General features: G+C 39.1%; 17 protein-coding genes and 2 pseudogenes. 1 reads left to right on the top strand and 18 read right to left on the bottom strand.

The annotated features are described in order from the left end of the window. Nucleotides 1–598: 598 nt before the first annotated feature. Nucleotides 599–1581, top strand: a pseudogene (locus E1919_RS07100) (IS701 family transposase). A 65-nt stretch (nt 1582–1646) separates the two neighbouring features. On the opposite strand, the gene E1919_RS07095 reads toward E1919_RS07100, so the two are convergent. From E1919_RS07095 to E1919_RS07005, 18 genes and pseudogenes are all read right to left on the bottom strand, one after another. After that, nucleotides 1647–2321, bottom strand: coding sequence for a porin family protein (locus tag E1919_RS07095; protein WP_162052650.1), 675 nt, complete (start codon nt 2319–2321; stop codon nt 1647–1649). Between the two features lie 89 nt (nt 2322–2410). Further along, nucleotides 2411–3715: a WcaI family glycosyltransferase gene (locus tag E1919_RS07090; protein WP_162052649.1), complete on the bottom strand. Its 1305-nt coding sequence runs from the start codon at nt 3713–3715 to the stop codon at nt 2411–2413. Between the two features lie 558 nt (nt 3716–4273). Further along, nucleotides 4274–5116 (bottom strand): glycosyltransferase family 2 protein, encoded by an 843-nt coding sequence (locus E1919_RS07085; RefSeq protein ID WP_237144078.1) that lies wholly within the window; start codon nt 5114–5116, stop codon nt 4274–4276. A 38-nt stretch (nt 5117–5154) separates the two neighbouring features. Further along, a complete protein-coding gene (locus E1919_RS07080) occupies nt 5155–5748 on the bottom strand; it encodes a WcaF family extracellular polysaccharide biosynthesis acetyltransferase (RefSeq protein WP_162052648.1) in 594 nt (197 codons plus the stop codon). A 34-nt stretch (nt 5749–5782) separates the two neighbouring features. Continuing rightward, nucleotides 5783–7048: a glycosyltransferase gene (locus E1919_RS07075; RefSeq protein WP_162052647.1), complete on the bottom strand. Its 1266-nt coding sequence runs from the start codon at nt 7046–7048 to the stop codon at nt 5783–5785. Between the two features lie 502 nt (nt 7049–7550). Next, entirely contained in the window at nt 7551–8444 is an 894-nt protein-coding gene (locus E1919_RS07070; RefSeq protein ID WP_162052646.1) for a class I SAM-dependent methyltransferase, read from the bottom strand. 251 nt (nt 8445–8695) lie between these two features. Next, nucleotides 8696–9601, bottom strand: a pseudogene (locus E1919_RS27525) (IS982 family transposase). A gap of 164 nt (nt 9602–9765) precedes the next feature. Next, entirely contained in the window at nt 9766–10944 is a 1179-nt protein-coding gene (locus tag E1919_RS07055; protein ID WP_162052643.1) for a glycosyltransferase, read from the bottom strand. An 81-nt stretch (nt 10945–11025) separates the two neighbouring features. After that, complete coding sequence (locus E1919_RS07050) at nt 11026–11907, bottom strand: glycosyltransferase family 8 protein (protein WP_162052642.1); 882 nt, start codon at nt 11905–11907, stop codon at nt 11026–11028. A gap of 34 nt (nt 11908–11941) precedes the next feature. Further along, the gene (locus E1919_RS07045; protein WP_237144076.1) at nt 11942–13312 is read right to left on the bottom strand and encodes a hypothetical protein; all 1371 of its coding nucleotides are present in this window, start codon (nt 13310–13312) and stop codon (nt 11942–11944) included. 36 nt (nt 13313–13348) lie between these two features. Continuing rightward, nucleotides 13349–14617 carry a glycosyltransferase family 4 protein gene (locus E1919_RS07040; RefSeq protein WP_162052641.1) on the bottom strand — a complete coding sequence of 423 codons (1269 nt, stop codon included), beginning with the start codon at nt 14615–14617 and terminating at the stop codon, nt 13349–13351. 27 nt (nt 14618–14644) lie between these two features. Further along, nucleotides 14645–15238 (bottom strand): acyltransferase, encoded by a 594-nt coding sequence (locus tag E1919_RS28020; protein WP_162052640.1) that lies wholly within the window; start codon nt 15236–15238, stop codon nt 14645–14647. A gap of 4 nt (nt 15239–15242) precedes the next feature. Next, nucleotides 15243–16367, bottom strand: a complete 1125-nt coding sequence (locus E1919_RS07030) for a glycosyltransferase (protein ID WP_162052639.1) — start codon at nt 16365–16367, stop codon at nt 15243–15245. A gap of 607 nt (nt 16368–16974) precedes the next feature. Then, nucleotides 16975–17832, bottom strand: a complete 858-nt coding sequence (locus E1919_RS07025) for a glycosyltransferase family 2 protein (protein WP_162052638.1) — start codon at nt 17830–17832, stop codon at nt 16975–16977. 315 nt (nt 17833–18147) lie between these two features. After that, a complete protein-coding gene (locus tag E1919_RS07020; RefSeq protein ID WP_162052637.1) occupies nt 18148–19953 on the bottom strand; it encodes a glycosyltransferase family protein in 1806 nt (601 codons plus the stop codon). 237 nt (nt 19954–20190) lie between these two features. Further along, nucleotides 20191–21684: an O-antigen translocase gene (locus E1919_RS07015; RefSeq protein WP_162052636.1), complete on the bottom strand. Its 1494-nt coding sequence runs from the start codon at nt 21682–21684 to the stop codon at nt 20191–20193. A gap of 48 nt (nt 21685–21732) precedes the next feature. After that, nucleotides 21733–24087: a GumC family protein gene (locus tag E1919_RS07010; protein WP_162052635.1), complete on the bottom strand. Its 2355-nt coding sequence runs from the start codon at nt 24085–24087 to the stop codon at nt 21733–21735. A 13-nt stretch (nt 24088–24100) separates the two neighbouring features. Further along, nucleotides 24101–24901, bottom strand: coding sequence for a polysaccharide biosynthesis/export family protein (locus tag E1919_RS07005; protein WP_237144074.1), 801 nt, complete (start codon nt 24899–24901; stop codon nt 24101–24103). Nucleotides 24902–25334 lie beyond the last annotated feature (433 nt).

Raw genomic sequence — 25334 nt, 5'->3', positions numbered from 1 at the left:
TTTTTATAAAATTGTGGTGTTTAAACATCACGTTAATGAAGCACTAATTCTCTGGAGGAGCTTAAATTAAAATGGCTGTCAGATTTTAAGTGTATCCCTTGTAGTCCAAACCCTATCCTATAGAATTGCCTCGCGCCTTATCAAGTATATCTATAGCTAACAGTATGAGGAAACGCGGTATAAAATTCTAAAGCACTTCTTTGTAAATTAATCTAAATCTTAAGATAAGATCAGTTAACTAATTTCTATAATCATATAGGTTATAAATATTGTATACATATTAGCACACTTGTAATCTACAAATATAATTTATTATTACATAAGTACTATTAATTAAACTGACGAACGTCATCTAGTAGGTGGCAAATGAACTGCTGAAGTCTGCAAAAGTATATTAATGGCTATGAGTGGTTGCGAAAATGCTGATGTGAAGCATCTAAGCCATCTATAACTTCTTATCTAGTATAAGCATATATGAGCTTTAACCCAGATATATTACATTTAACTGGTTTTATAAGAGATACAATTTTTTAGCAGGCACATCTAAACTAGGAGTTACGCAGCTTGATTAAAAAACGTAGAAGCAAGATAAACAGCCATGGAATCTGCCCAATACATAGCTTATCTTCTGAGTGAGCCGCGCAAGGTGAGCTGCGTGAAGGCCAGTGAGGTGCTGGAAGTGTCTCACGATGAGATCAACCGTTTCCTTTTGAGCAGCCATTTTACCGGCAAAGACCTCTTTGAGGCAGTCAGGCAGGGGCTGAAACTGGAGGGAGGTGTTCTTTCCGTAGATGATTCGGTGCTGGACAAGCCCTTCACAGACCCGGCCACCACTGAGTTGGTAGGAACCCCTGAGTTGGTAGGATACTTCTACTCCGGCCGGCATCACAGGACGGTGAAAGGCATTAACCTCATCACGCTGTTCTATACAGATGCCTCGGGCGTGGGCATGCCAGTTAACTTCCGGGTGTACCGCCATGAGGAGGGGAAAACGAAGCATGCTTATTTCCAGGAGATGGTCAAAGAGTGCTGGCAGTGGGGGCTGCACCCTGAGTGGGTGAGCACCGACAGTTGGTACGCCTCCATAGAGAACCTGAAGTTCCTTAGAGACAAGGTGGTGGGTTTTCTGGTGGGGCTGGAGGCAAACCGCATCGTCTCCACCACCCCGGGTTGCTATGAGCAGGTGGGGAAAGTAGAGCATATGCCGCAAGAGGGTTTGTTTACCCACCTCAAGGGCTTGGACTTTGTGCAGGTGTTTCGGAGGAGTGGACACAGAAGGCCATGCGAGGCACTACGCCATGTACCTGCCCGAACAGGATGCGTGCCGGCAAATAGGAAGAGAGCTCTTCAAAGAGGTGAAAGCAAAGCACTGGCAGGTGGAGGAGTGTCAAGCAGGAGTGCCATGCCCAGCACTTCTTTGTCAGGCAGACACAGGCTATCCAGAACCATCTGTTCTGTGTGCTGCGGGCCTACCAGAGGCTCACGTGGATGAGCCAGGACAAGAGCATTGAAAATGTCTATGCCTTACAAAGAAAGCTTTTCCTGCAGGCTCAACGAGAGTTCATTAATAACTATGCGTAACTCCTATAAACAATAACGTTTGTTAGCTGACAAACCTAGCAGCATGACAAACTAATTAGCAAAAGCTATCTGAATGGCGTTATAACAAAAGAAAGCTGTACTATTTCCAGCTTAAATTCTTTCGTAAATTCGCAAAGTCTTATACCTATATGGTTTATTCCACTAATATATCTTGCATCGAGACTGAGTGTATCTGATATTTTATAGGTAACCCCTGCAACCGCACCAAAACTTCGTCCTTCTGTTTCATGAACAATAGTTTTAGTGTTACCCGCACTACTTTCTGTTACCTGTAAGATTAAATCAAACTGGGAACCTACTAGCAAAGCAAACTTATTTACCACTTTATACTTCAGCAGCACTGGGAGTGACAAATAGCTAAATCTATATCTAACTCTCTCTTTAACGACTTCCCCCCCCAGAGAGGAAAATAAATACTCTTGCTGAAGATGCAAATTCTTATAAATCGGCACTTCTAACAATAAACCACCTGCAAACCCATACTTCCACGCCGTCTCCACTGGCACAGTTGGTCTTGGGAATCCTTTGTTGAAGTTGGTATTTGACAAGCTTATACCAGATTTAAACCCAAACCTTAATTTGCGGTTCGTGTCTGATGTAGGCAGAGCATCGTTGGGAAGTATAACACCATGGCCCGTTATGGCAATAGAATCAGGTATAACATATACACCCTGTGTTATAATATCTATATTTTTACCATTTGTTATAGGTAAATACATACATGTAAGTAGTAGAACAATAAGAGCATGGCGGCGCATATTCAAAATTTATAATAAAGTTTATAGTATGTTTTCGGTATTTTGTCCGCTTAGCCAATACTTGTAGCCATATGTGGCTTTTGACTTTTTGTTTGCAGCCCTTTTATATTTACATGGTTCTTCAGCACCTGTTTTTCATAATCACCCATAATCTTATCTATAGATAAATGCTCTTCCGCATAGGTACGGGCATTTGCCCTTATAGAATCATGGTTTTCTGAAATAGCTTTCCAGATGCCCGTGTTAAGGGCCTGCTGGTCTTCAGGCTCAATTAATAGCCCTATATTATGCAGACTTACACTAGAGTATAAACCTGTTCCTTTATGCGCAGTTATCAGAGCCAGCCCTCCTACTCCCAGCACAGATGTAAGTTTAGAAGGCATTACAAGGTCACCTGCATTTGATTTCTGAATGATCAAATGAACATCAGCCAGGTTCAGGAACAGGTTAAAGCTTTCAGAAGGCTGCAAGGGAAAAAATATGACGTTCTTCAGTTCCATTTTTGCTGCCAACAGAAGTAACTTTTCTTTGTAAGGGCCTGAACCACATATAATGAACTTTATTTCAGCATGCATTTCGAATGTCTTCGCTGCATGCAAAATCGCACCCAAGCCCTGCTTCTCTCCTATGGCACCTGAGTATAAAACAATCTTATCGGATGGTTTAAACCCATAATTTTCTTTTATGGTACTCTTATTCTGAATCGGAAAAAAAAGAGTACAGTCTGTCCAGTTGGCGCACAGGAAAATATCTTTTTTTGCCTTTATTTTTATTTTATGAACCATCCCATCAGAAATGCTACTAATAGCATCTGATTTACTTAAAATATATTTTTCTAATTTAAATAATGCTTTTATAACTGCATGAGATGTTATCATTTTCAAATCTCTGGCTGCTTCAATCTGCAAATCCTGAATGTGGTATAGCAACACAGTTTTACGACATAGTTTGTAAAACACACCCAACAAGCCAAACTGAAAGCAAGGCACAACCGTGATCACATAATCAAACTTTTTCTGAAAAAGTAATTGGCAAATTTTAAAAAAAGCTGAAATCAGGAATGACAAATCTAAGGCTATACGCTTAAGTCCAGTAGGGACTGAGGGTACATACATGGGACATCTGTTCACCTTTACTTTTGTTCCTCCCGCATTTAGATACTCCGTGCAGTACCAGAACTTTTTTTCAGTATACAGGCCTTGAACCTTCCACTGCGGATAATATGGGTAAGCAGTGACTACCTCACATTCATAACCGTGTTGAGCTAACCAAGCAATCATCTCCCCACTATACTTCCCGATACCTGTAGGCTCTGGATAGTAGTTGTACCCTATCAGAAGTATTCTTTTTTTCATAAAATACTGATTGTCAATTTTATAAATAAAAAAGTAAAAACTGAAGAATAAATGCCTGCTGGTCCTGCTCAGAGCGAACAACCAACTACACATATAATTATACCACAATTAAATATAATTGTTTAAATTTTAATAAAATACTTTATTTCTATTTTAACTGATTATTATTCAAATGGCTGTTTTTTCCTTGTGAATGCACCTGTATGGGTGACAAACATAAAACTTTTGTTAATTCCTATAATTATATGGGTTTATTCGACAGATGAATAAGAAAATAATATAGGAATAGAGGAGGAAGCGTTACGAAGAAAGCACAATTTAATTTCTTGAACCATACCGATCTAAATAAGGAACTGCTTAGAAGTAATTCATCCCTTTGTTCACAGATACCCCCTTGCCCTGATGCTATCAACTCAAGACAACAGTAGCTGAACAGCCTATGAATATAGGCATGATCTTAAAAAGCTTGTATAGTTATAAAAAACCAATGGTGATGAAGCACATATGGGCTATATTGTATAAGATTTAGCAAGATTTAAGTTAACAATTCCTGCTAAATCATTGATTAACACCTCTTTCTTGTATTTTACAATAAACTTGGACAAAGTACGACATTCGTAATACGGCATGGGCAAAACCCCTGGCTCCATCTCTAAAGCCTCCTAAAAGGAAATAGCTCCCACAGAAAAAAGCTGGGCCAATCAGAACACTGTTGTTCAACAGGCGGTATTTCAGGCGCTGCTTCCATGTCAGCTTTGCAAAGCTTTGAGGTTCTGTCATTCCTTTAAGGAATCTGGCTGCCTCCCAACTGGCATATTCATTATGCTTCAATACGAAGTTAGATACTCCCCTAAAATCCTGATGGTCTATTTTACTTCGGATGATCCCGACTTCTCCATCAAGAACAGGGTGTTCATGTACCTCCATGTCTAACAGGCTCCACTGGTCCTCATCAATCTTTTCGTACTCACCAGCGCCCACCTGAAACAAGGCTAGTTTCCGCAGCGGGTAACCACCCTTCAGTTGCTTTCCTAAAAAATAAACGGTGTAACTTAACCAGTATCCTACTTTATTATCATCCAGCTCTATTGCTTTTCGGAGCTCAGTTTTAAAAGCATCTGTTAAGTACTCATCAGCATCCAGAAAGAAAACCCATTTTGTATTTGGTGTATGAGTTCTTAAGAACCAGTTTCGCTTTTTAGGAAACTTTCCATCCCAGACAAAATCCAATACCTCAGCTCCAAATTCTCTTGCCAGTTCCTTTGTCTGGTCTGTACTACCTGAATCTATCACGACTACATGGCTAGCGAAATCTTTTCCGATAGCTTGGAGGCATCCAGGCAAATTCTTTTCTTCGTTTTTGACCGGAATAGCTATAGTTAAATCAAGTATCAAAGACATTGAGTATTGAAATTAATGATTGCGAGAACTTTCACCTCCTAATGTATAGTGCTGCTTTGCTCCAGAGGAACAGCACTACTCCTTCCACTTCCTGACATTATTCTCTCTTTTAGAGGCTTGCATGGATGACCTGAGCATACCATCCATGCTGGCATGTCTTGAGTCACAACAGAACGTGCACCTATAACACACCCTTCCCCGACTGTGATACCCGGATGTATAAATGTCTCTGCTGCAAGCCAGGCATTATCACCTATAGTAATAGGCATTGTTACAAGAGGGAAACCTTGTATTGTATAATCATGTGTTCCAGCACATAGATGTGCTCCCTGCGAGACAACTGCCTGCGTGCCAATAGATATTTCTCCCATTGAGTAAAGTTTCGCACCATTCGCAACACCACATTTATCCTTTAGTACCAGGTTCCAAGGTGCCCAAATACTAACCTTAGGGTATACGTGAACGCCGTGGCCAACCTTTGCTCCGAACATACGAAGCAGAAATGCCCTCCACTGATGCATTGGCCTGGGAGAATACTGAAATAGCAAAGCATATACTAAGTTCCATATTACTCTTCCGCCCCTGTTGCGCAGAGAAAAGGAAGCACCTGTATGAGTATTCTGATTATACATTCTGCCATCTGGTTTAAAATAACCTCTTCGTGGGTTAAGCAGCAATAGCTTTAGCCAAGCGCCTTGCTATTTGATTGATGGAGAAAAAGCTTTCATAAGCACTTCTTGCCCCCTGACCTAGTTGTATTTTTTTATCTGATGATAAATTCACCCATGTCTTTAGTAGCTTCTGCACATCTTCCAGGGTATCATCTACTACTAAAGCACCGTCTAAATTCAGTATTTCTCTCCAAATGTTTACTTGCTTTGTAATGAGCACAGGCTTGTTACAGGCTAATGCTTCCACCACAGCAATTCCAAAATTCTCCTGATGGCTGGGCAGCACAAAAGCCTCACATCCATAGAATGCACCCCATTTTGCATCTCCCGAAAGCATGCCGGTAAAAAAAACAGCACTTTGTAATTCTTTACTTGAAGCTACAAGTTCAAGCACCTCCTGGCCAAAACTAGTTTCTTCTCCCGGACCTGCTACTACCAGTTTAGGCAAGGAAGTAGCTGCACTGTGATTCATTCTCATTTGATCCCCCCCTGCTCCCATATCTACTAACTCAGTCTGAAACTCCGGAACTGCACCTGCCAGTTCTTTATATGCTCTTAACAGCAGGTCAAGCCCTTTTTTTTGATGAATTCTGCTGAGAAAAAGAATGTAAGGTTGGTCTTGAAGGGTTGGGCACTTCTCCTGGAAAGCCCTCTTCATTTGAGTGGTATAAGGCGGGGGCGCCGCAATTCCTAAGCCAACGCTGATTTCTTGTTTAGGTTTATAGGGTTTGAAAGTCTCACGCGCAAGATGCAGTTCTTCCTGGCAGGTAAAAAGTAAACCATCTGCCTCATTCACTACCTTCGCTTCAATCAATGCCCAATAAAAGACATTGCGCAAGGCCTTTAGCTTTCTTTCTGGCGCCCGCTGAAAGTATGGGTCCAGCATACCATGCGGCATGATATACACTTTCGGAACCCGGCCCTCCCTTTTTTTCTTTTTATTTTTCAATTGTTGCACCGCCGCCGAGACAGCGTAGCTATGGTAGAGCCACAAACCATGTACAATGATACAGTCGTACCGGCTCACGTTAGTCGAAAGCCAGGACAATAGCATTTTGCTGTAGCACCACGAAGTCTTGCCTGGCCCAAAGCAGTATAGCTTGAATAAATCCTTTCCAATGAAAGGTGCTTCAGGGGAATCAAGGCAAACGACTTCATTAGTAATACCAAGGCTTTCTAACTCTGGCACGATACTCCTTATTACCTGACAAGGGCCACCAGTTAAAGGATTCAAGCTACCAATTACATGTAATAATTTCATTTGATAGTATTCACGTTCCTGTTCAGCAGCTTTATTAAGATGCCATACTTCCTTCTAATCAGTTTACTATCCAGATTCAAAAGGAAAAACTTCCTTGAATTGCTATATACAACTATAGCTATGACATCAAGGAATTTCTTTTGTGCTACGGTAGCTTATCTTTTTTATGAAATAAATACAGCTGATTTCTTAGACTTTATACAATATACAAATCAAAATGATTAAAACAAATTTAATGCATATATTTATAAATATAATCACAAATAATTAATTTTCTGTTGATTTGCAGCTTATGCATATAAGGTAACAGGTAATTTTGCTTGAGGCTTTTTTGCGCCGTAAAGCTTTTCAGTCTGGTTATTACTAATATAAAAGTGCCTGCATATATGCTACACCTTCATCAGTAAGGCATATTATATTATGCAGGCACTGACTTTTGCCAGAACTCATATCCCAGGCAATTTGTACAACTATGTAACTTTAGTTTCAGCTATAAACCTATTTAATTCAGGCAGCTCGCATGTTCAACATTTTTTTTTGCTACACACATCAATGTAAGAGCACTGTGGTCTGCACCAGGGTTTCTTCCTGAAAGGATGTTACCAAGTCTATACTTGAATTCTGCCTTTCCTTTTTTACCCTGCAATACCTCTGCGCCTAAATCATGATTATGAGGATAAACATTCACCTCAAACCCAAGAGGAGACAAGGTTTTGAAGAAGAAATTTTTTGTCACGCCGTGTCCAGGCTTATGGTGAATTTCACATTTCAAGCCCCAGGACTGCTGGCTATCAGTTTTATGAAAGCCGTGGCCTGTAAATTTATAAATATATAATCTGGCATTCCAGAGTAATTTTGCAAAGCCTTTATAATTCCAGGCGCTAAGCTGTGGATCGTGATCAGTTACAATTGTTCCACCTGGTTTTACAAGTCGGGCTGCTTCTTTCAATATTCCCTCCATATCCTCGCAGTGATGGAGGGCAGCATTCAGCACGACAACATCTGCAAATTCTGAAACAAAAGGAAGTTTTGTTGCATCAGCTAAAAGAGGGATGTAGCCCTGCTTTCCTGCTAGTAGTAATGAGCCAGGAGCTACATCTACACCTATAAGAAGCTTTGGCTTTCCCTGAAGAGTAGCATAGATATTTCCAGGACCACAACCAATGTCCACTACAATTTTATCTGTCCAGTCTCCCACGGCAGCAGACCACCTACTTCTGAAAGCCTCACTTCTATGGCAGTAGGTAAGATATTCTTCAGCCCACTCGGGATGGTTAAAGTAATAAATGTTTGCCCTCAATCCTTCAGATTGATCTTCGATAGGACACTCCAAGTAGTTGTCAGCTTCCACTACTGGTGCATCAGGCAGCAGATAAGATGAAATTTTAGCTTTCATATTAAAATAATTTGGTTGGTGTCGAAGATTCATAGTGAAGAAGGTATGAGTAGAGCAATAACATTGCACCTAATTTATAAATACTTTAAATATTTACCATAAAATCTATAATATATATTGTTAGATTTAAATTTATGAATGTTAAGTAGCTTAACCTTTATGTAAAGGATGTGTTACAGGTAATATTATTTTCTTTTGAAGGTGATTGTTGTAAAAGCTTATATGAATATAAATTAACATGAACTCGGGAATTAAGCCAGTGTTCTAGCAGGATTGAATCTTGTGTTTTTGTGGTCGAGAAAGGTGTAGGCGGTCAGACCTGAGAGGATGTGGACCAGTGCGCTTAGCGGGTTTCTGTGGCGGGTGTGGTCGATGTCGCAAACAGTCATCAGGATGTCATTGACGGCCTCTATGCCTCTCCTCTTGATCAGGTTGAGCTTGTCCTGCAGCGTGGGGAGCATGTTTTTCATGTTCTTCCTGATTTTAGCCACCAGGTGCAGGCCCTTCTCCAGCAGTTCCTCCAGCAGGGGGAGAGATAGCCTCTGTCTCCATAGCACTTACCCTTCAGCCCTTCGAGCAGATACTCCAGCACCTGGTGGTGGTTGTCGGCCACGTTGGCCGGGGTGAGGAGCAGGCGCGCCAGTTGCCCGTGCTCTTTTATGAGCAGGTGCAGCTTGAGGCCATAAAACCAGCCGGTGGATCCCTTGCCCCGCGCGGCTATCCCCTCGAAGACACTGTGCTGATGAATGCGGAGGTTGTGGCAGACGGGCAGCTTCTTGGAGTCGATGTAGTAGTGGTTGGTTCTCTCCGAGAGGCTGCAGCGGCACTGGGCCAGCAGAAAGGCATGGAAGCAGGCCTGGCGGGCCAGCGAGAGGAACTGCGTATAAGAAACAGCCCGAGGAAAGAAGCTCCTCAACTCCCCGAGCACCAGGCGCTCATAGTAGTACTCGAAGCACTTGAAGCCCGAGAGGTGGTAGAGCACTAGGACGGTGAGCACCTCGCTCTCGGAAAGGGAGGGCCTCCTGCCGGCAGGGTGCTTCTCTGAGAGCCCCTTTGGCAGCGGATGTGAGGCGAAATACTCCTGCACCTCCTGGCAGAAATCGTCAATGAAGCTAAAGCACTTCAACCACCTTGGCAGTATTTATGATAAAGTGCATAAGGCTAAGGATTTAGGTGAAATATGAGGCAATAGTTCTACCTAATCCTTGGCCTTTTTTGTTGCGCAGATAGCTGATTAAACCTATTTATTTCCCGAGTTCACGTTAAAATAATAATAATTTTCTAATAATAAGATAGATATATTTGTGCATCTTAAAGCTTGTTAAGTAGAAATAGAAGAAGCTTTTAAAACATTCTCATAAATCTTTTCGATTTGGTTTAAAACAGATTCAGTGTTAAATCGTTTTGCGTTTGTTAAGCCTGCTTCTATTACGATTTGTCGTTCTGTAGGAGAGAGTCTAAGAACGGTGTCCAATACCTTTGCGGCCTCTGCAGCCCATACCTTTGCAGCGTCATTATTATCAGGGCGACGTGGAATAAAAAAACCAGCATCTCCAGCAACTTCTGTCATAGGAGCTTCATTTGTGGTGATAACAGGGCATGCTGAAGCCATAGCTTCAGCGATAGGCCAACCGAAACCTTCTGCAAGCGAAGGAAAGACAAAAGCAGAAGCTCCTGTGTACGCCAGGGGAATGTATTTATCGCCAACACCAGATAATACATAGATGTCAGCAAAGAAAGGTGAATTCCTGATAATGTCTGCTAAGTTATTTGATGGAGGTTCACCTATCAATATAAGGGGAATGCTTAATTTAGCTGTTGCACGCCAGGCATTGTATATTTCTATTACACCACGTCGATTCTTATACCACTGGTTACCACCAACATGAAGAAAGTATCCATTCGAAACTTGGATCTTGAATTTTTTTACCATAATCACCCTTGCCTTTGCTATGCTACTGGGCACAAACAACTGATTTAACCCATTATAAACTACTTCTGAGGAATATGGCTGGTATGTGAGAAACCGATGCAGGTCCTCTTTGGTCTTCTGTGAAACAGATATAAAATTTTTACCATGCGTATATCCCCACCTGATTAATTGCTGATACTGTCGGCCAGTCCATCCTACTGAGTTTTCCGATACCTCCTGAAGCGCAGAACGCTGGGCTAAAAAATCATGGCAATGAATGACGTGTGGTCTCTCAGCTACCAATGGCACCCAAGGACCTAATGCATGATCTGTAAATACAAATAATGTATCAGCGGGAAAGCTTTTTATACTCTTTCGCACCTGTAAGGGGAATAGTAAGTATTGGTCAATATAACTCAACCACTTTCTAAAAACTACAGGTGCATTCGGAGTATATACCAGAGCCTTTGGAGAGAGTATTTTTACACTATGCCCGCGAGCAATCATCCCGTTAGACAGCATAAACGAAAAGCGGGGCATACTTTGGTGATGAAGAAAAGAAGGATGACTGAAGAAAACAATATTCATGGTAGATACAGTGAAATAAGCGTTCTCTGTGCACCAGAGGATTTTTTAATTAAATTTCATGTTCCGGTAAACTTTTTATATTTAATTTAGAAGCTTATTGATGATGCATCGGGTGTACGAACGTCGCAGTTTCCACATTCTATGTAAACTGTTAATTATTATTGGATTGAAATAATCTAGCCACTCTTGATCAGTATACTTCATCCATGTTTGATACCCATTGTGAATGAGTTGCCCCAAAGTGTCCCATGATTTTGGAGAACCAACAAAATGTAAAATCATGTTGTCAGAATTATTTGGTTTTGACTCATAAGAAAGCCATGCGCAATTGAATGACATTGGAAGCTTCGCAAATTTGCCTAAACAGAATATATTTAAAATTGATTGATCATGTGATGGAAGTTCTAGAGGATACAAGTTAGCTATTTCAAGGCACCTTTCCTTTATTTTAGAGTAACGCCACATTGTTAAGTCCATCAACAAAACTCTTGCGTTGAAATATTCAACGTCTGGCATTATTTTAGCTTTTCCTATATAAAAATCACTTCCTAATGCATACTTGAATTTTCCTCCTCCAACTGCCGCAATCGCATTACCTTTGAAATCAAAATTACTTAATTCTAATACATCTAACTCAAGCACTAGATCTGAATCTAGGTAAAGCACCTGTTCAGCTTCAATAAAGTCCGGCAACAATAAGCGGCCATATGTTGTCCAGTCTCCATGTAGCGAGTTCAAAGAACCAAAATGTGAGACTGGGTCAAACTCTATAAGTTTGAAGGTGCCTTCAAAACTCTTCCTTAGTAGAAGTTTATTTATCTGCATTTTATCATCGTCTGATAATTCGGCACATAAAAAACAGAGCACTAGTTTTTCCGGATGCGAACAATTGCGGAGAAGAGAAAGAACCGTAGTTCCCAATCCTATCATACCAAAATGATTAATACAGAATGCTATGTTCATATGAAATTTTCAATTGCGATCATGAATATGGTAGCTAAGGTGCATCTTGTTCAGGCACTCGTAAGGAAGCAATAATGAGCCCAGCGATAAGTACAGAAAAGCCTAAAGATGTTGGCTGTGCCCATTGTGCCTGGGGTATGGTTAAAAGCCCTAAGCTTAGCAACATCCAAGGCAAAATGTTATTTTGGTTTAATTTATAATAACATGCTTGTGTAAGTTTGATACTCAAGCCTAAGCGCAGAGCTATTACAGAAAGTCCTAGCAGAGGGCCTAATTCTCCAACCGTTCTTGCCCATTCTTCTTCAGCAATGAGAAATACTTGTTTTCCGGCCAATAACATACTTCCTACATTGGTTCCCATTCCTAAACCGTAACCAAAGAAAGGTATCTCGGAGGAATTAGTTAAGGCTCCAATCAACCCTCCTAAATAGCGATCAAACAATACACCATCTAATCCTCCCTCCTGTTTATTCGCAGAATCAAAACGCGCAAAAAAGGCCTCTGTTGCGGTTTGAAAAAAAATTGTCTGACTTAAAATAGCTAATGTAATGAAGCCAGCCAAACAAGAAAGAACCATTCGTCCGAAATAACGAGAATCTCTTGAAGCAGCGACAATTGAAAATATCAATGAAATAATAACTTGAAAGAAAAGAGTACGACTGATAGATAGAGGAATGGCGGCTAAGAGTGCCACTGTAGCAACTATTAGTACTAACCGATTAATGCCTTTCAATTGAAACCAAAAATAAAATACGAAGCAGGCAACTAGCCCATAAAAAAGTGTGGTTCCATTGGTAAAAGAGAAAGTAGCAGGAGGGCGGAAGTATCCCATGGCACCCCCAAAACCAGCTCCGGACAAATCACCACCAACTCCTCTGTTCACCCATGCTGACTGTGGACTGTAGAATTGCAGCGCAATTAGTACCGTCATGGGTATAGCTATCCAAAGTGTGTACTTTCCTAGCTTCAGTACATCTGCGCGATTGAAAACACGTCCTATCACGAAAATGAAGGGAAAGTGTATGAAAAAAATGCGAGCTCCATATAAGGCAACAAAAATGTTACCATGTCCAACAAAAACAGCGGTAAACATTCCGAGGACACCAACTGTTATCATGCCTGCCATAAATATATTACTAGGAAGCAAACCCTTTTGCCAAACAGACAACACCAACCACAAGGCTAGAGGATCCCGTACTATCAGTAACGGTGTTGCCAAACCTGGTAGAAACCATTTTCGTAATGCCCCCTCAAACAGTAGCAAAAAAAAGTATAACCAAACTCCTCTTCTAAGTAAAAGTAAGTCACTTTTAGAAGAAGTCTCTCCAGATTTAATAACATGCCTTTGCTTACCTGTAGCATATACAGCCCCCAAAGCCTCTCTTCTCTTAGAAATAGGTGTCATAATAGTGCTTGGATTGAGAGTAAGTTTCTGCTTCTTTTAGACCATATCTTTATGATCCAATGATACAAAATGTTTTAGTACTGCCGCTGTTAATTCCCTCTTATATACTTCCCATGATCTGTTATTCGCAGTTCTCATTGCCTCTTGTCCGATTTCAGCGATCAACTCGGGGTGTTTGAGTACCTCTTCAACTACTTCCTGAAGGGAAGCAGTTGAGCCGGCCTCTACTATCCACCCATCATGTCCATGACTGATAAGCTCAGGACCTGCAGATCTGTCTGAAGCAATGACCGGAGTGCCTTGAGACATGGCCTCAGCAATCACAAGTCCAAATCCATCGAATAGTGATGGGAATACTAAAATGTCGTGCTCTCTCATGATTTTCAGTATCCCTTCATGATGTAGGGAAGGAATCCACATGCACGTAGTTAATGCTTTATTTAACGCGAGGCAATCATTGTTGGGCTTATGCCCAACTACTGTAAGTTCAACATGACGTCCTAAAGCTTTTACCACAGCGAAAAGATCGGCAACTCCCTTTTGCTGTGTTAGTTTTCCTACGAATAAGAGTCGCAAAGGGCGGGAACCAGATAACGCTTCATATTCTTTTGGGGCTGCTGTTGGAGGAAAACCATATGGAATCACCTCCACCGGTGCAATTATACCTGGATATTCTACAAGCGTCTTGGCCGTAAATTGACTGGCAACAAAGATGCGATCGGCTAAATGTAATTCCTCATCTTTACGTGCAAGCTTTGCCTCAGAGTCTTTGAACCCTGTCATTGTTGACAACCATTCCGGCCAGCGCTCAGACTCTTTTTCCAAAAGACGCCTTGCCGCCCTCCAATGGCCAGTAGGCAAGTCATACAAGCACCGCATTCCTAATCTCTTAGCTACACGAAATGAAGCGACAGCGCCATCTTCATAGGCATAGATCATACTCGCTCCACGACTAGATGTGTTTTGCAGAGAATTTGCCACACGCCGGTCCAAATCTTGATAAACTGCATCAATACAGAATACCCCTCTCTCATGCTCTATTAACTTCGTTAAGCCTACCCTTGATGCAGCAATTCTGCCTACCTCATGCCAAGGCCACATTTTAGTAACTGTTCTTAGAGCCGGATCAAAGCGGCGTCTACGAATTTCAGAAAGAGGCCCAAACCCACCCAGACGATCCAGAAAGCTGCCGGGGAAAGATGCTACTGCAGTATGAAATGCATCTAACAAATTTGCTTCCATAAACCCTGATGCTGCGGACCGGACATTAGCATTGCCTGTAGGATGAGAAAATATCAATTTCATTGAGGTGCACAGTAAAAAAGTTTAAAATTATCCTCGTAGCCAAGCCCTATTAGCAGCCAAAAACTCACATGGATTATAGTTTAAGTTACTGCAGCGTTTTTTTGAAACAGGTCGGGCTGGATTTCCAACAACAACAGTACCTGGAGCGACAGACTTGCTTACCACAGCTCCCGCACCTACTACGGCTCCACGACCGAGATGAACACCCGGAAGAATGATAGCACCGATACCAATCCAAACATAATCTTCAATCAAGATGGGTGACTTTATCAAGGACCAACCTGGGTCAGAAATATTATGGGATGCTGTCAAAATACTTACCCCATCGTTAATACAAACGCGCTCCCCAATTCTAACCTCATCGTGTAGCGCAATGTAAACCTGACCGAGAAAAGACAAAGGACCGACAAGGAGTAAATTCTTCTTTCCCGCTACAGTTACCTCTCCTATTTCAGCACTTTCATGAATAACAGCTCCTTCTCTGGCTAGCTTTCTACGGCGGGAATTACGTCCAAAAAGTTCAGGCATTGAAAAGAAACGTTTCCCCCATGCACGGTAAAAATCAACCGAATTGACAGAGAAACTTGCTCGTTTACGCCATAAGTAACTTAGACTTGCCATAATATCATGCTCTTGCTAAAATCATTTTCATAAACTGACGTGATACATCTGCAACAGTAGCGTAAGAATCTATTTTAGGTGTCTGTGTGAGACATTCCTCAAAATTTCCTGCAGTATACTCCATTATGCCATGAGGTAAACTGAAGTGGGCTTTCAAACGGGGTTGCCATGGCTTAGAAACACATAAAACAGGTAATTTGTGGCTTAACATTGCTGCAACTGCCCCGCTTTTCTCTACTAACACAAGGGGAGTCGTTACTATCCCTATTGTAGCCTTACTCATTTCTGCAGAGATAAAATCAGGGGTTTGTTCCCCTAGCAAGCGCACAGGTAAACCTACTGCTTTCCATACATTTGCCCAACGCTCCTGCTCAGGACCACAACGCCCTATAAAGACTAGATCAACCTGATCCTTATTATCCGACGCAAACATAGCAGCCTCGGTCGCGAGTTGCTCTATTGGCGCACCTGGATTGATATTCCCAAACAGTAGTAGAGTGACAGGTAGTTTCTGGGCTGCACAGACCTGACCAGGCTCAGTACTCTTATCACTTGCCGGAATGTTTGTAAACAGAGGTAAATAACTGGCTTTAACTCCTATTGTTGCTAACTGTTGCAAATATAGTTGGCATTGTGTCTGCATAAATTCAGGTTGTAGCTTAGATACTAAGCCCTTTATGAGAAGGCGCTGGACACTCCCCCAAATGACTTCCTTTACAGTTGCCCTCTCATTCATACCAACCCAAAGTTCATGAAACATAATATGCCATTGTCTGCCATTTCCCATTTTCTTTAGTTCACTACCCAACCCAAACGGTATTCCCTTTAATTGAAAAGAAAAGGGAACAAATTGAAGGCTAAGCCACTCTGGATCGAAATCATCTATCCATTTTTTTGCCTGGCTGAATCGGGTTTTATTAGGCAAGGCAGCAGGTAGTCGCAATATTGGTAAGCTTAATCCTTCAGCATCCTGTTGTCCGGCAATTTTATAATGAATATGCCTGTCATTGAGCGCCACTAACGCAACCTTCTGGTCTTGTCGAAGAAGTTCTACAGCCAGCCGTCGCGTATAGTCACCTACACCATCACGGCCAGGTTCAAGTGAGCCACATAGGAAAACTATTTTCATTAAACTTTAAAATTCAATATAGCTGGAACAAATTCAAACTAGGTTATATAATTTGCCCTACCACAATGGCAAGAAGATTTATTTAAATAAAACTAAAAACAGATAATATATACCTATGCACTTTACAAGCTATCTTAGAAACATAGATGCTTAAATTATAGATGTTTAATCTTAGTATAAAAGTTAGGACAAGCTAAGTAAATTAAATTAAGGCTATATGATCTATTTTTGTCTTAGCTTAACTGGTTGAACTATGGCAGTTTAGAGTCAACTAGTAACTAGCATACCATATACTAAACATAATACAATATTGATATTAACCAATATTGTATTATAATAATATAATAGTTTATTTGCTTTAGAATTTTTTAAAATACTGAACAAGAGAATAACTATATCAATTTAATAGTGTTTGCTTTTGTAGTATCATATACAATCCAAGAGAGAAATTTTTACACTATATCCTAACCTAACGGTATAGGAACATACCAAGTCATCAAAATTATATTTCGTTTAAATCCAGGAAGGTTTGAACGACTTCAATAATTTATAATTATTTACTTAAAATAAAATGCGGATTTTAACTTGTGCCTATAAATCTATAAGCTTAGTTGAGCTTTCTTGATTCTTCTCTAAATATCAAATAGGCATTTTTCACTAACCTTAGTGAATACTCCTGTGATACAATCCTTTTTAATATTTCAGCGGTAGTTAGAACATAATTCTTAATAGTCTTCATATGTTTTAAAGAAACCATCAACATTGTAAACACTTCTGCACTTTGGATAACTTCTTTTGAACTTATTGAGCGGTTATTTTGATCATAGTAGTGAATGATATAGGTGGTTCTAAGAGGCTTTATCGTATACCCTCTTTTATACAAACGAGCACCATATTCGAGATACAGGATACCAAATTTAAAACACTCTAAATTTAAGATATTCCTGTCAACAACAGATCTTGGATATATTGAAGCGCCACAGGAAATCCCGTAGTAGTTCTTAGTATTTTTTGGTGCGTAAGAATATCCTCTCGGATGAAGTTGACCAGCAATGGGAGCAGGTAAGGGCCTTAACCTATCAGTAGGATAGTATTCTCCAATGGTCCAAATAGTATTTGGCTCTTTCTCAATGGAATTGTAACATTCGTTTAGATGATTCTCTGGAAATTCATGGTCGTCATCCATCGTTCTTATGTGAGTACCATTACATTGTTTTGCCGCAAAGTTTCTGTTGGCATATAACCCCCTTGCAGGACCTTTTATATATTTGCACCCATATTTATTAGCTAATTTCTTATTTAAGGATACTATAGCATGTATGTCAGAATCGTCTGATATAATCACTTCATAAGGATGCAGATTTTGCTTCCTTAAACTATCTAAAGTTCTTGCCAAACTATCTGCTCTATTACGAGTAACCAAAGCAACAGATAGTCTGATATTAGTATGCATTTGATCTGTCATTACTGTACTTTAAATAAATGAGTTCTTATAACTGAGGTATCACCTGGATGGTTAAACCATTATCAAATGAATACAACAGCAATGAATTTACAGTACAAATATTATAAGCTTATTTCTATTGCTATAACTAAAGATACTAACCTAAACTGTCTATCTTGTAAAAAAGGTAGTAAAAGTTGAAAAGGTAAAATGTTCGTGATCTAAAGAGCTATGAAAACAGATCTTTTAATAAATTATATATTTAAACTTGATACTATTAATATGTAATTGATTTTAGCCTCTAGCTCTCTGTTGATAATAATTTCATATTAACTATCAATTTAAATGATAATGTTTATAAATTTTAAGTTTTAACCACTTCATAATTCGGAACATATAGTCCCATATAGTGATTGACGGTAAACCATTTCTTCCAGCCGGCACTTTTAGCAACCTGAGGATTGAATTCAATTTTTCAATGCCATTAATACGAATTAACAGCATTCTATTTTTAAGCTGTTTTACAAATCTTTTATTTTTGATTTTTGATTTTACTATGGACGTTTCATTTGTTATACTGCATATACTTAATATTTCGACATACCTAAACTGTTTGCAGGCTTTTAGCATATTACATAAGTTAATAAGCCAATCAACAAAGCACAACTGAGGAAGTTGATGAATAGTATGACGGAACTTAGTCGGTGCACATTGATTGAAAGGTTCAACTTCTCTACCTCTTAGATAATCAATAACCCAACGAATTCGATCCAATTCAGGATGATTAAGCGAAGGAAACTGCCTGGCACGAATTGTTGCTTCATTTAATTTTCCTTGACAGAGGAGGGTAATAATATAGTAAGCCCACTCTACTGGATCAGAATCTATGGCTCCATAAATTCCTAAATTATAACGTAAAGGTTGGATAATCCAATGAAGGGCTTTTTCTACATTTCCCTTGTGTAGTTCACAAATTGCTATTTTCAGCTTTGGTTCACACATAGAGGATATATAATCTAATGATTTAAAATAAATTGCTTCGGCTTCATCGTAATTGCCAGCTAAAAGCATTTGATCTCCCTTATGTAGAAACTCTAGATGTAATCCCTTACAAACAATGGGATTATTTCTGATTCCTGATGTTTTTTTTACAATACTAAGCGCTTCGAATGGACTTGACTGTACAATCCTCTCATTTGATTTGAGATCTTTGTACAGATTGTACCACTGTGATATTTGGTTTCTTTGTTTATAAGTATGACGGGAGTGAACTAGGTTGTATCCGGCAGTAGTAATTTCTTCAAGCTTATGCCTATTTTTGAACAGATAATTTAGCTTATCTAAAACATCATTTTCATCTGCGAACACACAATTTTGCATATCAACAAAACCAGCAGCTTCAAGAGAGGGTGATTTCTCTGTTATCAAACAGGAATTACAACCTGGAACTTCAAAATGTTTTCGCACTATTTCTTTAGCTACAGTGCCACATGCTGGCGCAAACCAAGAAGCATTTATGCTTCGAGCATACTCTTCACCATATTTCATTAGAGGTGAATGACTTTCGTATCCTAAATGAGGAAAGGTAAGTGTGGGATAATGATTGGATATCTGCTTAAACACTTTTTGACGCCAAGGGTATAACGATATCATACTTCCACTAAACATAACAGGTACTGCTTTAGGCTCACCATAATCACGATAAATCTCACTATCAATGAAATTTGGCCATACAAATAAATTATCTGCGATTTCTGGCGTGTGTTCAGCCACTGTAGTACTTATAGAAAAAAAAGTTTCGATACTCCATTGCTCCATCTCAGAAAGAAACCCCGGGCGACAATCACACCATGGATCGCCATTATGTAATCCTATCTTAGGTATTTCAGGAAAAGAATTAGTGTTTTTAATAGTCAGTTTCTTAGAGTAACTTGTTTTATAACCACCCTCGAATAGAGCAACTTCAGGGTGATAAAAGTCACAAACCTGCTGATAGTCGCAATCTTTATTTATCAAAATTACTTCAAAAAATTCAGCTAAACACTTTACATGTAGTTGCATATGCAACTGTAGAAACTTAGGTGAACTGTCATGTTGCCATTGAAAGAATAACAGTTTTGGCTTGTTTACTACTTTTTCCATAATACTCTGAGAAGACGAATAGTGTTTATAAGATGGTATATGCTACGAAATCTAACTTGCTCTAGCCCTACGTTTATATATTATTCAAAAGAAAAAAACATAAAATTCCATACTTGTAATATAAATGCATGTATATAATATTAAATATAGTAGGCATTAAAAGCAATGATGCTTAAGTTGAGGCTAATTCTCTGCTTTATAAAAAACTATTAAAAAATTGTATTTATAATCTCGCTTTTATGACTTATCCTTCTGTCTCTTTGTAAAGTTTTGCAATATTTGCTTTATACCAATCCGCTTATCTAATTCATTATAAGAGTATCCAAGTGATATAGCTAATAATAATATGTTTAACATATATGAATAGGCAGAGGGCACTTTAATCATCACTATGAAGCAAGCTAATCCTATCAATAATTGATTAGTAAAAATTATTAAAAATGATTTTTCTATATTAAACGTATAATAAATCCTAGCCACTATAAAGACTTGCGCAAAAAACAAAATATACCCAACGAGAAATGATACTCCTAATCCATTTAATCCTAAAAAATGATACCCTAATACATTTAATAATAATAGATAGATGTTAGCTATAAGTTCATTCCAAAAAAACATGCGTGGAGAGCCCTTAGCTAAAAATACAAATCCAATAGCCCAGCTTATCGTTTTGAAAAACATTCCTAAAGCCGCCCAATGTAGCATGCCTTTAACTGCAATAAATTCATAGGAATATAAAAGAACAAGTCCCCATTTAATAAATGTAATAAACCCAACTAATATAGGAGCGATCAGAAGTATGGCTATTTCAGCTTGTTCATTGATAACTTTTCTAATTTCATTATGGTCAGAGGAAGCTTCAGCGAGCCGAGGATAATAATCTGTTGTCATAGCAGTAAAGATCATTCCAACATAGGTATTAATGATTGCAAAACCTGCGTTATATAATCCTACTTGTTCTATCCCTCCAGTTCGCCCAATAAATATTCTTAGAAGATATGAAGCACCTACGGTTATTATTCCGCTTAAACTTAACATAAAACCCATTCTTAACATTGTTGTGCTCTCAGTCTTAAATGTAACTTTATCAACACTGATTGCAGGTATATTAAGCTTAGAAGCAAAAAACCATGAAAAGAAAAGTGCCAGCATAGAACTTACTATGATTGCAGGAACAATTCCTCTGATACCAAGTACATAATATATTGGAACAGAAATCAACAATCCTACTATTGTTCCTGCTAATTCAGCTTTGGCAAGATACTTTAGCTTCCGCATTCCCTGCAAAATTATAACTTGCCCAGTGCTTAATTGTGATAAGAGCAATATAATAGAGAGACACATAAATGCAAAAGAGTAGTCTTTGTTCCCAAATGTCATTTCACTTAGAAATGGGGAGAGAAAAAAAGTAACTAATGTTCCTAACAGACCTGTGTACCAAACTAAACGACGGACTGTTGAGACAGTTATTCTTAATCCATCATTGTCTTCAGTCGCAACAGCAACTGAGATGTTTCTAACAGCACTAGTTCCCAAACCAAAATTAGTCAAGCTTCCTATTAACCCGATCGTTGATGTTAATAAGCCGGCAATTCCCATACCGGCTGGACCTAGTAAAACTGCAATAAATTTAGTGCGTATGATAGCAATTATAATATTGAAAACTTGAACCCCTCCAAATATAGAAGTTGCTTTCATTATATGTCTATAGGAAGTTTGTTTAACTGTCATTTTTTTATTGCTTAAGAACTATCTATAAGTATTTTTAAAAAAATGATATTATATACTTTTTGCCTTCCAGAACATATGTTTCTTTGTATTGCTACTTTTGTAACTGTATCCATATTTATGATAGCTACTATTCATCATTTTTGTATCGTTCAGCACAATCATTGGATGGCTTAACTCTCTGTTCCTATAAATATTCTCAATGATTGTGAGCTGCTTTTTGAACGTATGATTGCAACGGATCAGATAAATTGTAGAATCTATTATAGAGCTTAAGCAAAAAGCATCCGCTACCAGCCCGACAGGTGCTGTATCAATGATGATATGGTCGAAACTTTCCTTTAACTCGTTGATTAGGTATGCTAATTTGGGGGACATCATTAATTCGGCAGGGTCAGGCGGAATAGGGCCTGAACTAATTACAAAAAGATCCAGGCTCTCTTTTGAAGGCTTCAGGATGTCGCTGATAGATATATTGTTTCCAGAAACCAGGAAGTCTGCTATCCCTGGTCCTTGCACTACATCTAACCTTCTAGATAATTGTGGGTTACGCAAATCCAATTCCATCAACACAACCTTTTTACCTGTTAGAGCCAGAGTAGCTCCTAAATTGATACTGAAAAATGTTTTCCCCTCCCCACTCATGCTGGAGGTGACCAAAATGACCTTATTTTCCTTGTCAACAGCCGCAAAGCGAAGCTTTGCCCGAATCAGCCTGAACATTTCTACCAGTGGGGAATGACTACCTTTTGTTACCACAAGAGTTTCAGTGGTATCATTATGTGTCAACTCTCCTAATATAGGCGTAGCGGTTAGTTGCTCAACGTCACGCTGTTCTTGAACTTTGGTGTTAAGCAAATCCTTTAAGAATATACCAGTAAAGGGGATTACTAGGCCAAGTAAGAATGACATAAAATAAATTGTGTTCTTGTTAGGGCTAACTGGGTAGTCAGTTGCAACAGCCGGGTCAATGATCCTTGAGTTAGATATATTAGCTGCCAACGAAAGAGCTGATTCTTCTCGCTTTTGAAGTAGGTAAAGATAAAGGTTTTGCTTTATAGACTGTTGTCGGTTAATTTCCAGAAGCTCCCTCTCCATGGATGGCACTTTACTTATCTTAGATTGATATTGCCCTGAACTTGCCTTTAAATTATTACTCGTTATAATTAAGCTGCTTTTAATATTTTTTAGGTTTTCTTTAATGTTTATACGAAGATCCTCCAGTTGATCATTAATATTTTGCACCAAGGGGTTGTTTGGAAAAGCATTCTTAAGAATTCGTTCACGCTCCAATTGCAGTTCATTAAACTTTGCTATAAGCCCTGATAAAGTAGGGTCTTGGATAGCAAGTGTACTAGGCACCATCTTGTACTGGTTTTTATTATCACTTATGTATTTCTCTATGGACTCAAGTATATCAATCTGGATAGCCCAGTCTGCTAATTTACTGTTGTAACCACTTGCTTGCTCCAGATATTGGGAAGCTTGAGTACTTACATCTGTTAACTCATTTTCACGCTTGTACCGTTCTACATCTTTCTCTACTTCTGTCAGTTCTGTTGTTATATACTTTAAGCGCTCATCCAAGAAATCAATCGTGCTGGCCGCCTGAAGGTTTTTATCCTCAATCGCTTCCTTATTATATGCCTCTACCAGCTTATTGATGATGTGTTTTCCTTTCTCTGGTATGGGGTCTATCAAACTTATCTGGAGAACACTGGCATCATCCCGCTTAGGTGTGATCATCAATTTCTGATTATAATACTGCGCTACTTTTTTTATATCCTGAAAAACAACTGTTAATTTTTGCCCGACTGGAAGTTCTGAAGAGGAGACACCTGTTGCTGCAACAACAGTGAAAGCCCCATAGGGCCTGTTGATTTGCTGACCAAATTTACAGGCAATCAACTTCCCATTCTCCTCCTCAAGCTCAAAACTATTTCCAGGCTTTAAAAATATAGCGACTGATTTTCCGAATGCCGTAGAATCGAAATTGCTGACAATGACTTTAATTGGTACATCTTTTCCGTACACTTCCACATCATTCACACGTCCTTCCACCAGGTAGCTTGTAGACAACCCCAATTCCCTTACCACCCGCTGCATTAGACTACTAGAGTACAACACCTCAATCTCATTGTTAATGTTTTTTGCAGACTTCATTAATCCCAAATCATCCAGGCCACCTGCATTGTTTTCATTCTTGTCGCTTTTCAATAAGATAGTGCTACTGATACTATAGTGAGGAATAGTGTAGTAGAGGCAATACAAATAGGCAACCCCCAAGCCAAGTATGCCCCCAACCAAAAACAAATACCAGTACCTTAGATACTTACTTAGTATTTCATTTATATCTTTTGCATCAGACTGCTCCTTTTTAAGCGGAAATAGTTCTCTGTCACTCATACACTCGCTACAGTTAAAAAACCTGTGACACTAAAATAGCTACCACTGACACCAGAGCTAATCCAATAGACAAGCCATACTGGACATTGCTTCTTCCTTCACTGACCTGCACTGCCTTCACCTTATCGGGTTCCACATAAACAATATCATTCTGCTGCAAGTAGAAATAAGGTGAACTTAGCACCTGTTTACTATTTAAGTTTACCCTTGTCGTGATACGTTTGCCTTCCTGTTCCCTGATTATTAATACATTTTCCCTTCTCCCATAAGGAGTCATATCACCAGCAAGCCCAAGCGCTTCTAAAACGTTAATTTTTTCGTTCGGCACATTGAAAGTAGAGGGTCTGTTAACCTCACCGATTACGGTTACTTTAAAATTCACAAACTTCATTGTTACAATCGGATCACGGGCATACTTGCTTAGAACAGTAGTGAGTGTTTCAACTGCCTCTTCTTTCGTCAAACCGGCTAAGTATACTTTACCCAAAACCGGAAACGTAACATACCCCTTCGTATCGACTAGATAAGGTTCACTCTTCGTAGATGCTACGGTACTGTTAGTATTACTCATTTGAATTACTCCTCTGTTAAAAAGCATATTAGACTCTGCACTCAAACTATTGATAGCGATATCTAATAGATCATTTGCCTGTATTCTGGGCTCTATGTTATTTGTAATGTCCTCTGTATTCGTGGCGTGCTCTTCTAAATCGCTTAAATAAATTAAGTTTCTTTGGGAACATGAAAATAAACATAGAAAACATATAAAATAAAGGGCTCTAGTAATCATTGTATAAAATTCTTTGCCATTCAAAACCTTAAAAATTATGCGGTTAAACTGTAAATATTAAATGCCTTAATTACCGAAAGTGGCTTGAACTTTCTATATAAATTTAAAGATAAAAATATTAAATATAACTTAATAAATAAAATCAAAAGCTTGAACAAAAGCAAATATATTGGTGGAATTTGAGAGAAATATATAAAAATGAAAGCGAAGAGGTAACTATTATAAGACAGCCTCTTCGCTTCTAAATATCACAGCATGACATAAATACTTCAACCCGATAAATAATATCATACGTGAACTCGGGAATTAAAAGTAGTTAAACTATTGGTTTACAGCTGATTATCACAAGCCTTGATTGGTAATCCAACATAGCAAATGGTTGTCTATCAATGTTTTGTGGCTCTATCCCCTGAAATAGACAAAATAAACTGCTATAAGTTAGTGCTGAAGATCTCAG

Source organism: Pontibacter pamirensis (assembly GCF_010015475.1).
Taxonomy (GTDB): Bacteria; Bacteroidota; Bacteroidia; order Cytophagales; family Hymenobacteraceae; genus Pontibacter; species Pontibacter pamirensis.
The sequence above is the reverse complement of the archived record's forward strand: the minus strand, read 5'-3'. Positions and strand labels throughout refer to the sequence as shown.